The 15,829-nt window shown below is 73.6% G+C and carries 15 protein-coding genes; 1 reads left to right on the top strand and 14 read right to left on the bottom strand.

Annotated features, from left to right (window positions below):
- Positions 1 to 3: 3 nt before the first annotated feature.
- Positions 4 to 285 carry a DUF2345 domain-containing protein gene (locus tag M3148_RS18430; protein ID WP_368859561.1) on the top strand — a complete coding sequence of 94 codons (282 nt, stop codon included), beginning with the start codon at positions 4 to 6 and terminating at the stop codon, positions 283 to 285.
- On the opposite strand, the gene M3148_RS18360 is transcribed toward M3148_RS18430, so the two are convergent.
- The 14 genes from M3148_RS18360 to rlmN form a co-directional block, all read right to left on the bottom strand.
- Positions 243 to 1,007, bottom strand: coding sequence for a sulfite exporter TauE/SafE family protein (locus tag M3148_RS18360; RefSeq protein ID WP_251305006.1), 765 nt, complete (start codon positions 1,005 to 1,007; stop codon positions 243 to 245). The two genes, M3148_RS18430 and M3148_RS18360, sit on opposite strands and share 43 nt — an antisense overlap.
- A gap of 7 nt (positions 1,008 to 1,014) precedes the next feature.
- The gene (gene rbfA / locus M3148_RS12365) at positions 1,015 to 1,479 is read right to left on the bottom strand and encodes a 30S ribosome-binding factor RbfA (RefSeq protein ID WP_251305005.1); all 465 of its coding nucleotides are present in this window, start codon (positions 1,477 to 1,479) and stop codon (positions 1,015 to 1,017) included.
- A gap of 74 nt (positions 1,480 to 1,553) precedes the next feature.
- Positions 1,554 to 4,433, bottom strand: a complete 2,880-nt coding sequence (infB, locus tag M3148_RS12360; RefSeq protein ID WP_251305004.1) for a translation initiation factor IF-2 — start codon at positions 4,431 to 4,433, stop codon at positions 1,554 to 1,556.
- A gap of 126 nt (positions 4,434 to 4,559) precedes the next feature.
- Positions 4,560 to 4,856: a YlxR family protein gene (locus M3148_RS12355; RefSeq protein ID WP_251305003.1), complete on the bottom strand. Its 297-nt coding sequence runs from the start codon at positions 4,854 to 4,856 to the stop codon at positions 4,560 to 4,562.
- Between the two features lie 120 nt (positions 4,857 to 4,976).
- On the bottom strand, positions 4,977 to 5,960 hold the full coding sequence (nusA, locus tag M3148_RS12350) for a transcription termination factor NusA (protein ID WP_251305002.1): 984 nt from the start codon (positions 5,958 to 5,960) through the stop codon (positions 4,977 to 4,979).
- A gap of 9 nt (positions 5,961 to 5,969) precedes the next feature.
- A complete protein-coding gene (gene rimP / locus M3148_RS12345) occupies positions 5,970 to 6,458 on the bottom strand; it encodes a ribosome maturation factor RimP (RefSeq protein WP_251305001.1) in 489 nt (162 codons plus the stop codon).
- Between the two features lie 61 nt (positions 6,459 to 6,519).
- The gene (locus M3148_RS18355) at positions 6,520 to 7,434 is read right to left on the bottom strand and encodes a DUF4439 domain-containing protein (protein WP_251305000.1); all 915 of its coding nucleotides are present in this window, start codon (positions 7,432 to 7,434) and stop codon (positions 6,520 to 6,522) included.
- 8 nt (positions 7,435 to 7,442) lie between these two features.
- On the bottom strand, positions 7,443 to 9,233 hold the full coding sequence (locus M3148_RS12335; RefSeq protein WP_251304999.1) for a proline--tRNA ligase: 1,791 nt from the start codon (positions 9,231 to 9,233) through the stop codon (positions 7,443 to 7,445).
- A gap of 272 nt (positions 9,234 to 9,505) precedes the next feature.
- Positions 9,506 to 10,372, bottom strand: a complete 867-nt coding sequence (locus M3148_RS12330) for a GNAT family N-acetyltransferase (RefSeq protein ID WP_251304998.1) — start codon at positions 10,370 to 10,372, stop codon at positions 9,506 to 9,508.
- Between the two features lie 10 nt (positions 10,373 to 10,382).
- On the bottom strand, positions 10,383 to 11,546 hold the full coding sequence (ispG, locus tag M3148_RS12325; RefSeq protein ID WP_251304997.1) for a flavodoxin-dependent (E)-4-hydroxy-3-methylbut-2-enyl-diphosphate synthase: 1,164 nt from the start codon (positions 11,544 to 11,546) through the stop codon (positions 10,383 to 10,385).
- Positions 11,547 to 11,585: 39 nt separating this feature from the next.
- A complete protein-coding gene (locus M3148_RS12320) occupies positions 11,586 to 12,899 on the bottom strand; it encodes a M50 family metallopeptidase (protein WP_251304996.1) in 1,314 nt (437 codons plus the stop codon).
- Positions 12,896 to 14,071 (bottom strand): 1-deoxy-D-xylulose-5-phosphate reductoisomerase, encoded by a 1,176-nt coding sequence (dxr, locus tag M3148_RS12315; RefSeq protein ID WP_251304995.1) that lies wholly within the window; start codon positions 14,069 to 14,071, stop codon positions 12,896 to 12,898. The genes M3148_RS12320 and dxr overlap by 4 nt, the downstream gene beginning before the upstream one ends.
- Positions 14,068 to 14,625: a DivIVA domain-containing protein gene (locus tag M3148_RS12310; protein ID WP_251304994.1), complete on the bottom strand. Its 558-nt coding sequence runs from the start codon at positions 14,623 to 14,625 to the stop codon at positions 14,068 to 14,070. The genes dxr and M3148_RS12310 overlap by 4 nt, the downstream gene beginning before the upstream one ends.
- The gene (gene rlmN, locus M3148_RS12305; RefSeq protein ID WP_251304993.1) at positions 14,622 to 15,824 is read right to left on the bottom strand and encodes a 23S rRNA (adenine(2503)-C(2))-methyltransferase RlmN; all 1,203 of its coding nucleotides are present in this window, start codon (positions 15,822 to 15,824) and stop codon (positions 14,622 to 14,624) included. Before rlmN ends, M3148_RS12310 begins: the two co-directional genes overlap by 4 nt.
- Positions 15,825 to 15,829: the final 5 nt, after the last annotated feature.

The raw sequence follows: 15,829 nt of genomic DNA, 5'->3' as shown, positions 1-15,829 counted from the left end.
GGAATCCGGCTCTCGGCACAAGGAGGTGGGCTCCACCGCGCCGCCCGCGGAGGAATCCGGCTCTCGGCACAAGGAGGTGGGCTCCACCGCGCCGCCCGCGGAGGAATCCGGCTCTCGGCACAAGGAGATGGGCTCCACCGCGCCGCCCGCGGAGGAATCCGGCTCTCGGCACAAGGAGATGGGCTCCATCGCGCCGCCCGCGGAGGAATCCGGATCTCGGCACAAGAGGCGGGCGGCGTCTGTCAGCGCTTGCGGGCCTTGAGGACGAGCTGGACGGCCGAGTAGACGAGCAGGAGGGCGAAGAGTCGCTGCAGCCACACCTCGGGCACCGCCTGGGCGAGCAGTGCGCCGAGCGGGGCGCCGAGGACGCCGCCCACGCCGAGGATGAGGCCCGCGCGCCAGTCGGTGTAGCCCCGGCGGGCGTGGCGCCAGGCGCCCATGAGGGAGACCGGAACCATGACGGCGAGCGAGGTGCCCTGCGCCTCGTGCGGGGAGAAGCCGAAACCGAGGACGAGCAGCGGCACCATGACGACACCTCCGCCGATGCCGACGAGCGCGGACAGCAGGCCCATGAGGAGCCCGGCGCCCACGTAGCCGGCTAGGACCGGCGCGTCGAGGTGGGCGAGCTCGCCGGCGTTCTCGACCGGAGGGGCGAGGGCCATCCGGACGGCGACGACGACCATGACCGCGGCGAAGACGATCCGCAGCGTGCGCTCGGACATCCGGTGGACGAGCTCGGCACCGACGAGCGTGCCGACGATACCGCCGGCCGCGACGACCAGTGCAGGGACGAGGGCGACGTCGCCCGCGACGCCGTAGCTGGCAGCGCCGGCCACGGCCGTCAGGGTGATGGCGGCGAGGGAGGTGGCCTGCGCCCGCTTCTGCGCCATCCCCATGAGGAGGACGAGCAGCGGGACGAGAACGACTCCCCCGCCGATGCCGAGCAGGCCGGAGAGCACCCCGACGGCGACGCCGGCGGCACCGAGCCGCGGGATGCTCACCGGCACGGCGGGCTCAGCGGGCGTCGTCGGCGGGCTCGTCCGCCTCGTCGACGTCGTCCACGGCCGGGCGGCGGTACGGGTCGGCGTCCCCGGCGGGGGTGGCGCCGGCGGCGATGCGCGCCAGCTCGGCGTCCCGCTCGGCGGCCTCGCGCAGGGCACGCTCGAGGTCGGCGGCGGTCTCGGGCACGACGTCGGCCGTGAACTCGAGCGTCGGGGTCAGCCGCAGACCGAGCTGCTTGCCGACCTCCGAGCGGATGTGGCCGCGCGCGGAGGCGAGGGCGGCGGCGGTGTCCCGCTGGGCCTGCTCGTCACCGAGCACGGTGTAGTAGACGGTGGCCTGCTGGAGGTCTCCGGTGACCCGGACCTCCGTGACGGTGACGAAGCCGAGGCGCGGGTCCTTGATGCGGGACTCGAGCATCGACGCGACGATCTGCTGGATGCGGTCACTCACGCGGCGCATCCGCGGGGTGTCGGCCATGGTTCTCTCCTGTCGTGTGACGCGACGTGGCGCGCACCTGTCGGTGCGCGCCACGTCGCGAGGACTGCAGCCCTCTACTTGCGCGGCTTCTCGCGCATCTCGAAGGTCTCGATGACGTCACCCTCGGTGATGTCGTTGAACGACCCGAGGCTGATACCGCACTCGAAGCCCTCGCGGACCTCGGTGACGTCGTCCTTCTCGCGGCGCAGGGAGTCGATCGTGACGTTCTCCCCCACCACGACGCCGTCCCGCAGGACGCGCGCCTTGGTGTTCCGGCGGATGGTGCCGGAGCGGATGATCGAACCGGCGATGTTGCCGACCTTGGAGGAGCGGAACACCTGGCGGACCTCCGCGGTGCCCAGCTGGACCTCCTCGTACTCCGGCTTGAGCATGCCCTTGAGGGCCTGTTCGACGTCGTCGATCGCCTGGTAGATGACCGAGTAGTACCGGATGTCGACGCCCTCGCGGTCGGCCAGCTCCGTGACCCGCTCCGCGGGCTTCACGTTGAAGCCGATGATGATGGCGTTGTCCACCGTGGCGAGGTTGACGTCGTTCTGGGTGATGGCACCCACGCCGCGGTGGATGATCCGCAGCGCGACCTCGTCGCCGACCTCGATCTTGAGGAGCGAGTCCTCCAGCGCCTCGACGGCACCGGACACGTCGCCCTTGAGGACGAGGTTGAGGGTCTCGACCCGGCCCTGCTGGAGCGCCTCGGTGAAGTCCTCGAGCGAGACGCGCTTGCGACGCTTGGCCAGCGTCGCGGCGCGCTCGGCGGCGGCCCGCTTGTCGGCGATCTGCCGCGCGGTGCGGTCGTCGCCGGCCACGATGAAGGAGTCACCGGCGCGGGGCACCGAGGTGAGGCCGAGGACCTGCACGGGACGTGCGGGGCCGGCCTCCTCCACCGGGACACCGTGCTCGTCGAACATCGCCCGGACGCGCCCGTGGGCGGTACCGGCGACGATGGCGTCCCCGACGTGCAGGGTTCCGGACTGGACGAGGACGGTCGCGACCGTGCCGCGGCCCTTGTCGAGGTTCGCCTCAATGGCGACGCCGCGCGCGGCCTTGTCCGGGTTGGCCCGCAGGTCCAGGGCGGCGTCCGCGGTGAGGAGGACGGCCTCGAGGAGCTCGTCGATGCCCATCCGCTGGAGCGCGGAGACGTCGACGAACATCGTGTCGCCGCCGTACTCCTCGGCCACGAGGTTGTACTCGGTCAGCTGCTGGCGGATCTTGGCGGGGTTGGCCGCCTCCTTGTCCACCTTGTTGACGGCCACGACGATCGGCACACCGGCCGACTGCGCGTGGTTGAGCGCCTCGACCGTCTGGGGCATGACACCGTCGTCGGCCGCCACCACGAGGATCGCGATGTCCGTGACGTCGGCTCCACGGGCACGCATGGCCGTGAAGGCCTCGTGACCGGGGGTGTCGATGAAGGTGAGCGCGCGGTCGTAGCCCTCGTGCTCGGTCCAGATCTGGTAGGCGCCGATGTGCTGGGTGATGCCACCGGCCTCGCCGGCGACGACGTCGGTGCTACGGATCGCGTCGAGGAGCTTGGTCTTTCCGTGGTCGACGTGACCCATGACGGTGACGACCGGCGGACGGGCCATGAGGTCCTCGTCGGTCTCCCCGGCCAGCTCGGCGTCGAGGTCGATGTCGAAGCCGCCGAGGAGCTCACGGTCCTCGTCCTCGGGCGAGACGATGTTGATGATGTAGCCGAGCTCGTCACCCAGCGCCTTGAAGGTGTCCTCGTCCAGCGACTGGGTGGCCGTGGCCATCTCGCCGAGGTGGAAGAGCACCGTCACGAGCGCTGCGGGGTTCGCGTCGATCTTGTCGGCGAAGTCCGCGAGGCTGGCGCCGGCGCGGATCTGCACCTCGGTGGTGCCGTTGCCGCGAGGGACCTGGACGCCACCGAGGCTCGGTGCGCCCTGCTGCTCGAACTCCTGACGCTTCGCGCGCTTGGACTTGCGTCCGCGCACCGGACGACCGCCCGGACGCCCGAAGGCACCCTGCGTACCGCCGCGCGCACCGGGACGACCGCGACCCGCGAAACCGCCGGGACGACCGCCGCCACCGGGACCGCCTGCGCCGCCGGGACCACCGGGGCCACCGCCACCGGGACGGCCACGGCCGCCGCCGCCACCACGAGCCGGCGCGCCAGGCGTCCCGACCGAGCTGCGGCCGGGCATCATGCCCGGGCTGGGGCGTGCGCCACCGGGACGCGGTGCGCCCGGACGCGGACCTGCCGCACCGGCGCCCGCACCGGGGCGGGGACCGCCCGGACGGGGGCCACCGGGACGCGGGCCGGCTGCGCCGGCACCGCCGCTGCCACCGGGCCGGGGCATGCCCTGGCTCGTGGCGAAGGGGTTGTTGCCCGGGCGCGGGGCGCCGGGGCGGGGACCACCGGGACGGGGTCCACCGCTGCCACCGGGCCGGGGCATGCCCTGGCTCGTGGCGAAGGGGTTGTTGCCCGGGCGCGGGGCGCCGGGCTTGGGGCCGGCAGCGGCCTTGGTGTCCGGCGTCGGTGCCTCGGGGGTGCTCGCCTCGGCAGCGGGCTGCGCGGGCTCGGGGGCTGCCGGTGCCGCCTGGGGCTGGGGCGCCGGGGTCGGTGCGGGTGCACCGGGCTTGGGCGCCGCGGGTCGCTGCGCGGCGGCGGGCGCCGGGCGCGCGGGGCCGGGTGCCGGGGCGGCGGGTGCGGCCGGGGTCTCCTGCGCGGCAGGGGCCTCGGGCTCAGCAGTCTTGGCGGCGGGGGCCTTGGGCTTGACCGCCTTCTTGGGTGCCGGCTTCTCCTCGGAGGCCGACGGTGCGGGAATGGCCTCCCGGAGGCGGCGCACGACGGGCGCCTCGACGGTGGACGAGGCCGACTTGACGAACTCTCCGAGCTCACCGAGCTTGGCCAGAACCGTCTTGCTGTCGACGCCGAGCTCCTTGGCGAGCTCGTGGACGCGAAGCTTTGCCACATTTCTCCTGTCTCGGCCCGCCCGGGACAGGGTGGGGCCGTGTTAGTGCTTGAAACTCATCGCTGGGTACTCATCGGGTGCCCATCGGCTTCCAACCCGCTTTCTTCGTCGATGACTCGTGCCGGCTCAGGTCTGACCCGGCGTTCTCGTGCTGAACCACTCCGTGACGGCGGCGGTGTCCACCGGTCCTGCGGAGCGCAGGGCCCGGGGGATCGCCCGCCGGCGATCGGCGAGGTCCAGGCAAGCCCGGTCGGCGTGCAACCAGGCCCCCCGCCCCGGAGCGTCCGTCCGTTCGTCCACCACCGCGCGAGGCGACTGGGGAACGAGGACGACACGCACGAGGGCGGACCGCGGGGCCTTGACCCGGCATCCCACGCATGTGCGCACCTGTCCCTCGCCGGGAGGTGAGGGGGGAGGAGGCATAGTCATGAGAGTTCGGGCTGCGGCCCGTCCGGAAGTCTACCCCCACCGGCCCCTGCGGGACAGTGATGGGCCACGCAGCGGGGGGTGGTGTGTTTGCTCACACGCCCCCGTCGAAGGGGCTCAGCGCTCGGGCTGCTCGCCCTCGGTGTCCGAGTGGATGTCGATCCGCCAGCCCGTGAGGCGCGCGGCGAGGCGTGCGTTCTGGCCCTCCTTGCCGATGGCGAGGGACAGCTGGAAGTCGGGCACGACGACACGGGCGGACCGCTCCTCGGCGTCCACGACCTCCACGCTCGTCACCCGGGCGGGCGAGAGCGCGTTGCCGACGAAGGTCGCGGCGTCCTCGCTGTAGTCGACGATGTCGATCTTCTCGCCGGCGAGCTCACTCATGACGGCCCGCACCCGCTGGCCCATCGGGCCGATGCAGGCACCCTTGGCGTTGAGGCCGGGGACGGTGGAGGCGACGGCGATCTTCGTCCGGTGCCCGGCCTCGCGGGCCAGCGCCATGATCTCGACGCTGCCGTCGGCGACCTCGGGCACCTCGAGGGCGAAGAGCTCGCGCACGAGGTTGGGGTGGGTGCGCGAGAGGGTGACCGAGGGTCCCTTGGCGCCGCGCGTCACCTCCAGGACGTAGGCGCGCAGGCGGTCGCCGTGGCGGTAGGTCTCGGTGGGCACCTGCTCGTGGGCGGGCAGCACGGCCTCGAGCTCGCCGATGTCGACGAGGACGACGCGCGGGTCGCGGCCCTGCTGGACGACGCCGGCGATGAGGGTGCCGGCGCGGTCGCGCAGCGAGCCCATCACCTGGTCGTCCTCGGCGTCGCGCAGCCGCTGGACGATGACGCTCCGGGCGGTGGCGGTGGCGATGCGACCGAATCCGCTGGGGGTGTCGTCGTACTCGCCGACGGCCTTGCCCTCCTCGTCGACCTCGGTCGCCATGACGGTGACGCGGCCGGTGCGGCGGTCGACCTCCACGCGGGCCCGCTCCGCGGCCCCCGGGGTGCGCTGGTAGGCGAGGAGGAGTGCTTCCTCGATGGCGCCGACCAGCACGTCGAGGCGGATCTCGCGCTCGCTCTCGATCAGGCGTAGCGCGGTCATGTCGATGTCCATGTGTCCTCCTCAGCCCTCTGCGGCAGCGTCTGCCGCACGCCCCAGCTCGGGCTCGACCGTGCCCGAGGTGATGTCGGGCAGCGCGACGACCTGACGCGTGCCCTCAGTGTCGATGACCACGTCCTCGCCGTCGACCGCGAGGACCCGTCCGCGCAGGGCGCCGGACGTGGTGCGCAGCCGGACGACGCGCCCCTCGGCGCGGCGGTAGTGGCGTGCCGTCGTCAGGGGTCGCGTGACGCCGGGGGTGGAGACCTCGAGGGTGTACGCCCCGGCGACGACGTCGACGTCGTCGAGGGTCGTGGAGACCTGGCGGGAGACGTCGGTGAGGAGGTCGGAGCCGACGCCGCCGGGCCCGTCCGCGAGGTCGACGACGACCCGGACGACGCTGTGCCGGCCGGCCGCGCTCACGCTCACGTCCTCGAGGTACAGACCGGCGTCGGTGACGACGGGCTCGAGGACGCGGCGCAGCTCGGCTGCGACGTCCGACGGGCGTGCCATGGTGCTCTCCTGGGGGCTCGGCTGCGGAACTCCCACACCTTACCCGGGGGGCGGGCCCCTCTCAGGAGAGGCCGGGCAGGGCCGGCAGTGCGGTATCCCACGACCGCACCTGCCCGGCGGCGTAGGTCGCGGCGTCGAGCACGGTCTCCCGGTCCTCGACCGGTCTCCCGAGCAGGGCGACGTACGCGCCGAGGACGTCGAGCTCCGCGGCGCCCGCGAGGGCGCGTTCCGGCGCCTCGGCCTCCGCGGTGTCGCTCACGTCGTAGGCGACCTCGCGCTCGTCCTCCTCGGGGTCGACGGCGCCGGCGACGAGCGCGAGCTGCTCGGCACGCGCGGCGGCGGCCTCGCGCTGGGCACCGCTGCTGCGGGCGGCGACGACCTCAAGGGCGTAGCGGGCGGCGTCGACGGCGCGGGAGGTCTCCGCGTCGACCGTGCCGGGTTCCGGTGCCGGCTGCGGCGCGGCCGGGAGCCGCTCGCTGTCGACGGACAGTGCGCGCGCGAGGTCCGCGGCGAGCCAGGTGCGGGAGATCGCGACGGCGGCGAACAGCTGGCCGAGCTCACCGTCGTGCGCGAGGGCGTCCTCACGCGCGCTGGCAGCACCCTCCTCGAGGAGGTCGAGAACCTCCTGCGGCGTCGCCGCCGCGGCGGGCGCGGGCGTGGTGGGGTCCTCGGGGTACGCGGTCGCCTCCGGGCCGGCACCCGGCCACGGCTCCCACACGCCGCCGAGCGCCTCGTGGTGCTCGGCCGACGCCTCCTCGACGGTGGTGAGCACCTCGCCGAGGGCGGCGCCGTCGTCCGTGGCCGCCGCGCCGGCGGCGTCCCGCAGCTGCGCGGCCACGAGGGCGGCGTCCTGGCGGGCCTCCTCCACGGCGTCGGCGGCGGGGACCTCCGGGGGCGGCGTCTCGAGCCGGACGCCGCAGCCCGTCAGCGTGAGCGCGGCGAGCAGCGCGGCCCCCAGCGCGCGGCGCCCGGACACGGTGACGCTCAGCTCCCGAGAGCGGCCCGCACGGCCGTGGCGACCGCGGCGACGGCCTCCGTGACGGGAACCTCGCGGCGCTCCCCCGTGGCGCGCTCGCGCAGCTCGACCTTGCCCTCTGCCAGCCCGCGGCCGACGACGAGCACGAGGGGCACGCCGAGGAGCTCGGAGTCGGCGAACTTCACGCCCGCGGACATCTTCGGGCGGTCGTCGAGGAGCACCTCGATGCCCTGCGCGCTGAGCTCGGCGCCGATGCGCTCGGCCTCGGCGAAGACCTCGGGGTCCTTGCCGGTGGCGAGGAGGTGGACGTGGAAGGGGGCTAGGCTCATCGGCCAGGACAGGCCCGAGTGGTCGCACGTCGCCTCGGCGACGGCGGCCAGCGCGCGGCTGACCCCGATGCCGTAGGAGCCCATCGTCACGGTGACGGCCTTGCCGTTCTCGTCGAGGACCTTGAGGCCGAGCGCCTCGGCGTACTTGCGACCGAGGGCGAAGACGTGGCCGATCTCGGTGCCGCGGGCGAGCTCGAGCGGGCCGGAGCCGTCCGGCGCGGGGTCGCCCGCCCGGACCTCGGCGGCCTCGATGGTGCCGTCGGCGGTGAAGTCGCGGCCGGCGACGAGCCCGAAGACGTGCTTGCCGTCCTCGTTCGCGCCGGTGATCCAGCTCGTGCCGGGCACGACGCGCGGGTCGAGGAGGTAGCGCAGGGCGCGGCGGTCCTCGCCCTCCTCGCCGGTGTTCGGCCCGATGACGGCGGGACCGATGTAGCCCTTGACGAGCTCGGGACGCGCGGCGAGCTGCTCGTCGGTGGCCGGCGTGACAAGGGTGGGCTCGAGCGCGCCCTCGAGCCGCTTGAGGTCGACCTCGCGGTCCCCGGGCAGACCGACGACGACGAGCTCCTCGGTGCCGTCCGGGTGGGCGAGGGCCAGGACGACGTTCTTCAGCGTGTCCACCGCCGTCCAGGGACGGTCAGGGCGCGGGTAGAGCGCGTTGGCCTGCGACACGAGGGTGTCGATGGTCGTGGAGTCGGGGGTGTCGCGGACCTGCGCCGGCGGCAGGTCGCTCGCGTCGACGGGCTCGGGCACCGCCGTGAGGGCGGCCTCGACGTTGGCCGTGTACCCGCCGGGCGATCGGACGAAGGTGTCCTCGCCCGACGGCGTCGGGAAGAGGAACTCCTCCGAGCGGGAGCCGCCCATCGCGCCGCTCGTCGCCGCGACGATGACGTACTCGAGGCCGAGGCGGGTGAAGATCCGCTCGTAAGCCTCGCGCTGGGCGCGGTAGGAGCGCTCGAGGCCGGCGTCGTCGATGTCGAAGGAGTACGCGTCCTTCATGATGAACTCACGTCCGCGCAGCAGGCCGGCGCGCGGGCGGGCCTCGTCGCGGTACTTCGTCTGGATCTGGAAGAGCGTGAGCGGCAGGTCCTTGTACGAGGAGTACAGGTCCTTGACGAGGAGGGTGAACATCTCCTCGTGGGTGGGCGCGAGGAGGTAGTCGTTCTCGCGGCGGTCCTGGAGGCGGAAGAGGTTCGGGCCGTACTCGGTCCAGCGGCCGGTGGCCTCGTAGGGCTCGCGCGGCAGCAGCGCCGGGAAGTGGACCTCCTGGGCGCCCGCGGCAGTCATCTCCTCGCGCACGACCTGCTCGATCTTGCCGAGGATCCGCAGGCCCAGCGGCAGCCAGGTGTAGATGCCCGGGGCGGCACGGCGGATGTAGCCGGCCCGCACGAGCAGCCGGTGGCTCGGCAGCTCGGCGTCCACCGGGTCTTCACGCAGGGTCCGCAGGAACAGGGTCGACATCCGCATCAGCACGCGGGCCAGCGTATCGCGCCCACTCCCCCACCCCGCCCCACCCACCGGGCCCTCCCCGCCCCCGACAGCCCATCAACCGCCGCGGCCCGTATCACCGGCGGTGGGGGCATGTGCCACAAAGCGGACCGCCGCTGGCCGGACCGGGCCGCCGGCCGGCGTGTCGCGCGGCGTGCCGCGGCCCTCGCGCGCGGCGGCCAGCCGTTTGCGGCACATGGTCCGAAGATCCGGCCGCGGAATGCGGCTGCCGGGGCCCCGGCGGGCGGAGCGTCGGCTCAGAAGAGGACGGTGGCGTACGTGCCGACCTGCTCGAAGCCGGTGCGGCGGTAGGTCGCGATCGCGGGGGTGTTGTACCCGTTGACGTAGAGGGAGACCACCGGCGCGGTGCGGCGGCGCACGTCCTCGACGACGGCGGCCATCGCCGGTGCCGCGACGCCCTGCCCGCGGTGCTCGGGGTGGACCCACACACCCTGGATCTGGGCGACGCCGAGCGCGCACGCACCGACCTCCGCCTTGAAGACGACGCGCCGGCCCTCGGGGGCGTCCTCGATCCGGACGTAGGACCGCTGCGTCGAGACGAGCTCGTGGACCCGCGCCGCGTAGGCGCCTCCCGAGGCGAGGGGCGAGTAGCCCACCTCCTCGGTGAACATCGCCACGCAGGCCGGGACGACGACGTCGAGGTCGTCGGGGCTGCTCAGGCGCACCCGCGGGTCGGGCTCGACGGCGGGGGTGGCGGAGATCGCCATCGACGGCTGGTCGGCACGGACCTCGCGCGAGGGCAGCCAGCCCGGACCGAGCCGGTCCCACAGGCCCAGCACCTGCTCGGCGGGGCCGACGATCGAGGAGGCCCGCCGTCCGCGGCTGCGAACGTGCTCGGCGACGGCGTCGAGCAGCTCCGGCTCGTCGACGGCGACGGGCACGAGGTTGGCGCCGGACCAGCACAGCGCCCGCAGCTCCCCGTCGCACCACACGCCGAGCAGCTCGGCACCGGGCAGCCGGCGGCGGCCGAGCGCCTCGACCTGGACGGCGGCGAGGACGTTGCCGACGGGGTCGGCGGCGCACAGCCCGAGGGCCGCCTCACGGTCCTCCTCCCGCAGGGGGCGGACGCGCGGGCCCACGGGGTGGCGCCACCTGCCCAGCACGGGGCTCCGCTCAGCTGACCGTGACGACGGGTCCACCGGGCTCGGGCTGCAGGCCCATCTCCTCGGCGATCCGGTTGGCCTCGGCGATGAGGGTCTCGACGATCTGGTCCTCGGGGACGGTCTTGATGACCTCACCCTTGACGAAGATCTGGCCCTTGCCGTTGCCGGACGCCACGCCGAGGTCGGCCTCGCGGGCCTCACCGGGGCCGTTGACGACGCAGCCCATGACGGCGACGCGCAGCGGGACGGTCATGCCCTCCAGGCCGGCGGTGACGTCGTCGGCCAGCTGGTAGACGTCCACCTGGGCGCGGCCGCAGGAGGGGCAGGAGACGATCTCGAGCTTGCGCGGACGCAGGTTGAGCGACTCGAGGATCTGGTTGCCGACCTTGATCTCCTCCACCGGCGGGGCGGAGAGGGAGACCCGGATGGTGTCGCCGATGCCCTTGGACAGCAGCGCACCGAAGGCGGTGGCGGACTTGATCGTGCCCTGGAAGGCGGGGCCGGCCTCGGTGACGCCGAGGTGCAGCGGCCAGTCGCCGGCCTCGGAGAGCAGCTCGTAGGCGCGCACCATGATGACGGGGTCGTTGTGCTTGACCGAGATCTTGAAGTCGTGGAAACCGTGCTCCTCGAAGAGGGACGCCTCCCACACCGCGGACTCGACGAGCGCCTCCGGCGTGGCCTTGCCGTACTTCTTGAGCAGCCGCGGGTCCAGCGAGCCGGCGTTGACGCCGATCCGGAGAGAGACGCCGGCGCCTGCGGCAGCCTTGGCGATCTCCTTGACCTTGTCGTCGAACTTGCGGATGTTGCCGGGGTTGACGCGCACCGCGCCGCAACCGGCCTCGATCGCCGCGAAGACGTACTTCGGCTGGAAGTGGATGTCGGCGATCACCGGGATCTGGGACTTCTTGGCGATGATCGGCAGCGCCTCGGCGTCCTTGTCCGTGGGGCAGGCCACCCGGACGATGTCGCAGCCCGAGGCGGTGAGCTCGGCGATCTGCTGGAGCGTGGCGTTGATGTCGTAGGTCTTCGTCGTCGTCATCGACTGGACGCTGACCGGCGCGTCACCACCCACCTCGACGTTGCCCACCCGGATCTTGCGGGTGGGCCGACGGGGAGCCAGCACGGGCGGCTGCTCCTTGACGGTCGGGATGCCGAGGGAGATCGGTGTACTCACCTTGCCAGTATCACCCACCGCACCACCTGAGTGCACGGCTCAGCCGGTGAGCGTGACCGGCCGCACGATGTCGGCGTAGGCGAGCAGGAGGCTCATCCCCACCATCGCGACGACGACGACGTAGGTGAGCGGCAGCATCCGCGCGACGTCGACGGGCCCGGGGTCCGGACGGCCGCGCCACGCCGCGACCCGGCGGCGCAGCCCCTCCCACAGGGCGCCGGCGATGTGGCCGCCGTCGAGCGGGAGCAGCGGGACGAGGTTGAAGACGAACAGCGCGAGGTTGAGGGAGGCGAGGAGACCGAGCAGGTCCGCCGCCCGCTCGACGACGCCGTACCGTTCGCTGTCGATGGAGGCGATCTCCCCGGCGAAACGGCCCACGCCGACGAGCCCGACGACGCCCGGGTCGCGCTCCTCCTCGCCGAAGGCCGCCTGCGCGACGTCGACGAGCCGCTGCGGCAGGGTGAGGACCACGTTGACGGTCGCGCCCACGGCCTCCGCGACCCGGCCGGGGACGGCGCTGACGGGTTGCGGCACGAGCTCGGCGAGCGGCCCGATCCCGACGAAGGGTTGCGGCTCGGTCACCGGCTCACCGGCGTCGTCGGTGAGGACCTCGCCGTCGACGACGACGGGCCGCTCGGTCATCACGGGCGTCACCGTGACCGTGCGCTCCTGCCCGTCGCGCTCGACGACGACGGTGGCCGGGCTGGGCCCGGACGCGGCGATGGCCGCACGCACGTCGTCCCAGGTCTCGACCTGTCGCCCGCCCCACGAGAGGACGGTGTCGTCCGGCCGCAGGCCGGCGACGGCGCCGGGCGCGGCCGGGTCCGCGTCGGCACACTCGGTGGCCGCGGGCTCGGCGGGCAGGCACTCCTGGACGTTGCCGAGGGTGGCGGTGTAGGTGGGCACGCCGACCCCGACGAGCACGACGGCGAGGAGGACGACGGCGATGAGGATGTTCATCACCGGCCCGCCCAGCATGACGACGAGCTTCTTCGGCACACTGAGCGCCGAGAAGGTGCGGTGCTCCTCGCCTGGGCCGACCTCGGCCAGCGCGTACTCGCGGGCCTCCTCGACGAGGGTGGCGCGGCCGTCACGACGGCGGCGCACGGGCCGGTCGGTCCGCGCGGGCGGGTACATGCCGACCATCCGGACGTAGCCGCCGAGCGGGACGGCCTTGACCCCGTACTCGGTCTCCCCTCGCCGACGGGACCACAGGGTGGGGCCGAAGCCGACGAAGTACTCGGTGACCTTGACGCCGAAGCGCTTGGCGGGCACGAGGTGCCCCACCTCGTGGAGCGCGATCGAGACGACGAGCCCGACGACGAGGACGAGGACCCCGACGAGGAAGCTCATCGCGTGCCTGCCAGCTCCCGGGCGCGGTGCCGGGCCCAGGCCTCGGCGGCGTGGACCGTGGCGAGGTCGAGGCTCTCGGCGGGGACGCCGCCGTGCTCGGCGAGGACCTGCTCGAGGATGTCGGTGATGGCGAGGAAGCTGAGGCGGCCGTCGAGGAAGGCGGCGACGCACTCCTCGTTGGCGGCGTTGAGGACGGCCGGGTGAGTGGCGGAGGCGGCGGCCGCCTGGCGGGCCAGACGCACGCCGCGGAAGGTGTCCTCGTCCAGCGGCTCGAAGGTCCAGCTCGTCGCCTCGTCCCAGCGGCACGGGGCGACGGCGCGCTGGGGGCGGGCGGGCCAGGACAGGGCGAGCGCGATGGGCAGGCGCATGTCGGGCGGGGAGGCCTGGGCGATGGTCGAGCCGTCGACGAACTCGACCATCGAGTGCACGACCGACTGCGGGTGGACGACGACGGTGATGTCCTCGACCGCGACGTCGAAGAGGAGGTGCGCCTCGATGAGCTCCAGACCCTTGTTGACGAGGGTTGCGGAGTTCACCGTGACGACCGGTCCCATCGCCCACGTGGGGTGGGCCAGCGCCTGGGCGGCGGTGACGCCGGTGAGCTCCTCGCGCCGCTTGCCACGGAACGGACCACCGGAAGCGGTGAGGATGAGCCGGGCGACCTCGGCGTGCGCGCCGGAGCGCAGCGCCTGGGCCATGGCGGAGTGCTCGGAGTCGACGGGGACGATCTGGTCGGGCCGCTGCCGCGCGGCGCGCACGAGGGCGCCGCCGACGACGAGCGACTCCTTGTTCGCCAGCGCCAGGCTGGACCCGGCGCGCAGGGCCGCGAGGGTGGGCTCCAGGCCGACGGAGCCGGTGACGCCGTTGAGGACGACGTCGCTCCCCGCGCCGGCGAGCTCGGCGGCGGCCCCCTCCCCCACGAGCACCTCGACCGGAGGGGCGGGCACGCCGCGGTCGGCCGCGACGGCGGCGACGGCGTCACGCACGTCCGCGGCACTGCCGCGGGAGACGGCGACGAGCGGCACGTCGTGGTCGACGACCTGCTCGGCGAGGAGCCGCAGGTTGGCGCCGCCGGCCGCCAGCGCGGCGACCTCGTAGCCGCCGCGGGAGATGACCTCCAGGGCCTGGGTCCCGATGGAGCCGGTCGAGCCGAGCAGCGTGAGCGTGGTCATTCGACGGCCAGGAGGACCTCGACGGCGCGGTCGAGGTAGGCGTCGACGACTCCCTCGGCGTAGGCCTTGTCGCGACGCGCGGAGGGGAAGGTGACGGTGCGCAGCTCGGCGGCGGTGAGGTCGCCGTCGGCGTCGAAGTAGGCGACGAGCCGGTCCATGAGGCCGTCGACGGCGTCGCGGTCGTAGCCGCGGCCCCGCTCGGGCGCCGCGAAACGCTCCCCGGCCGGGCGCACGAGGCGCGGGTAGAGCGTCGTGGCGCGCTCGGCGATGCGGTCCATCCACGCCTGCTGGCCGTGGGCGGCGACAAAGGCGTCACGGCGCCGCTGGACGAGCGCGGCCTCGAGGCGGTCCAGCGCCGAGTCCACCGACCCGGTCGCGTAGCCGGCCCGGACGAGGTCGAAGGCCACCTGGCGAACTTCCGTCTCGTGGAGGCCGGTGTCGCTGCCGGAGCGTCCCGCCTCGTAGGCCTGGCGGGCACGGGTGAAGAACTCCTCGACCTGCTCGCGGTCGTACCCGGTGCTCATCCGCCCCACGACCGGGAACAGCGTGCTCATCGTGCGGACTCCTTCACCTCGGGGACACCGACCTTGGGGGCGGCGGTGGCGAGCTGCTCGGCCGCGAGCTGGCCGCAGGCACCGTCGATGTCGCTGCCGCGGGTGTCGCGCACCGTCGTGGGGATCCCGGCCTTGCGCAGCGTGCGGACGAAGGTGTCCTCGACGTCGGGGTCCGAGGCCGTCCACTTCGAGCCGGGCGTGGGGTTGAGCGGGATCGGGTTGACGTGGATCCAGCCCTTGCCGCGCGCGAGGAGCTCGTCGGCGAGGAGCTGGGCGCGCCACTGGTGGTCGTTGATGTCGCGGATGAGCGCGTACTCGATGCTCACGCGGCGCCCGGTGGCATCGAAGTAGCGGCGGGCCGCGTCGAGCAGCTCACCGACCTTCCACCGGGAGTTGATCGGGATGAGCTCGTCGCGCAGGCCGTCGTCGGGGGCGTGGAGGGAGACGGCCAGGGTCACCGGCAGGCCCTCCTTCGCGAGCTTGTCGATGGCGGGCACGAGGCCGACCGTCGAGACGGTGACGTTGCGGGCGGAGAGCCCGAAGCCCGCGGGGCTGGGCTCGACCATCCGGCGCACCGCGTTGACCACGGCCCGGTAGTTGGCCAGCGGCTCGCCCATGCCCATGAACACGACGTTGGTGAGACGGGTGGGGCCACCGGTGAGGAGGCCGTCGCGGCAGGCCGCGGCCGCCACCCGCACCTGCTCGACGATCTCCGCCGTCGAGAGGTTGCGGGTCAGGCCCTGCTGGCCCGTCGCACAGAACGGGCAGGCCATCCCGCAGCCGGCCTGCGAGGACACGCACAGGGTGGCGCGCTCGGAGTAGCGCATGAGGACGGACTCGACCTTGGCGCCGTCGAACAGGCTCCACAGCGCCTTGCGGGTGGCCCCGCCGTCGGCCTGGAGGGTGTGGACCTCGGTGAGGAGCTCGGGCAGCAGCTCGTCGACGAGCTCGTCGCGGCCGCTGGCAGGGAGATCGCTCATCGCGGCGTCGTCACGCGTGAGATGACTGAAGTAGTGGCGCGAGAGCTGGTCGGCCCGAAAGGCGGGCAGGTCCTTCTCCCGCAGCACCGCGGCGCGGTCCTCACGGGTGAGGTCGGCCAGGTGGCGCGGCGGCTTTCCGCGCCGCCGCGCGGTGAAGGTCAGTTGGGGCCGCTCACCGGCAGCGCCTGGCGTCGGAGGGAGGGGTGAGGTCGTCGACATGTCGG

This window comes from Georgenia satyanarayanai, from assembly GCF_023715365.1.
Lineage (GTDB): Bacteria > Actinomycetota > Actinomycetes > Actinomycetales > Actinomycetaceae > Oceanitalea > Oceanitalea satyanarayanai_B.
This window is presented reverse-complemented; position numbering and strand designations above follow the sequence as displayed.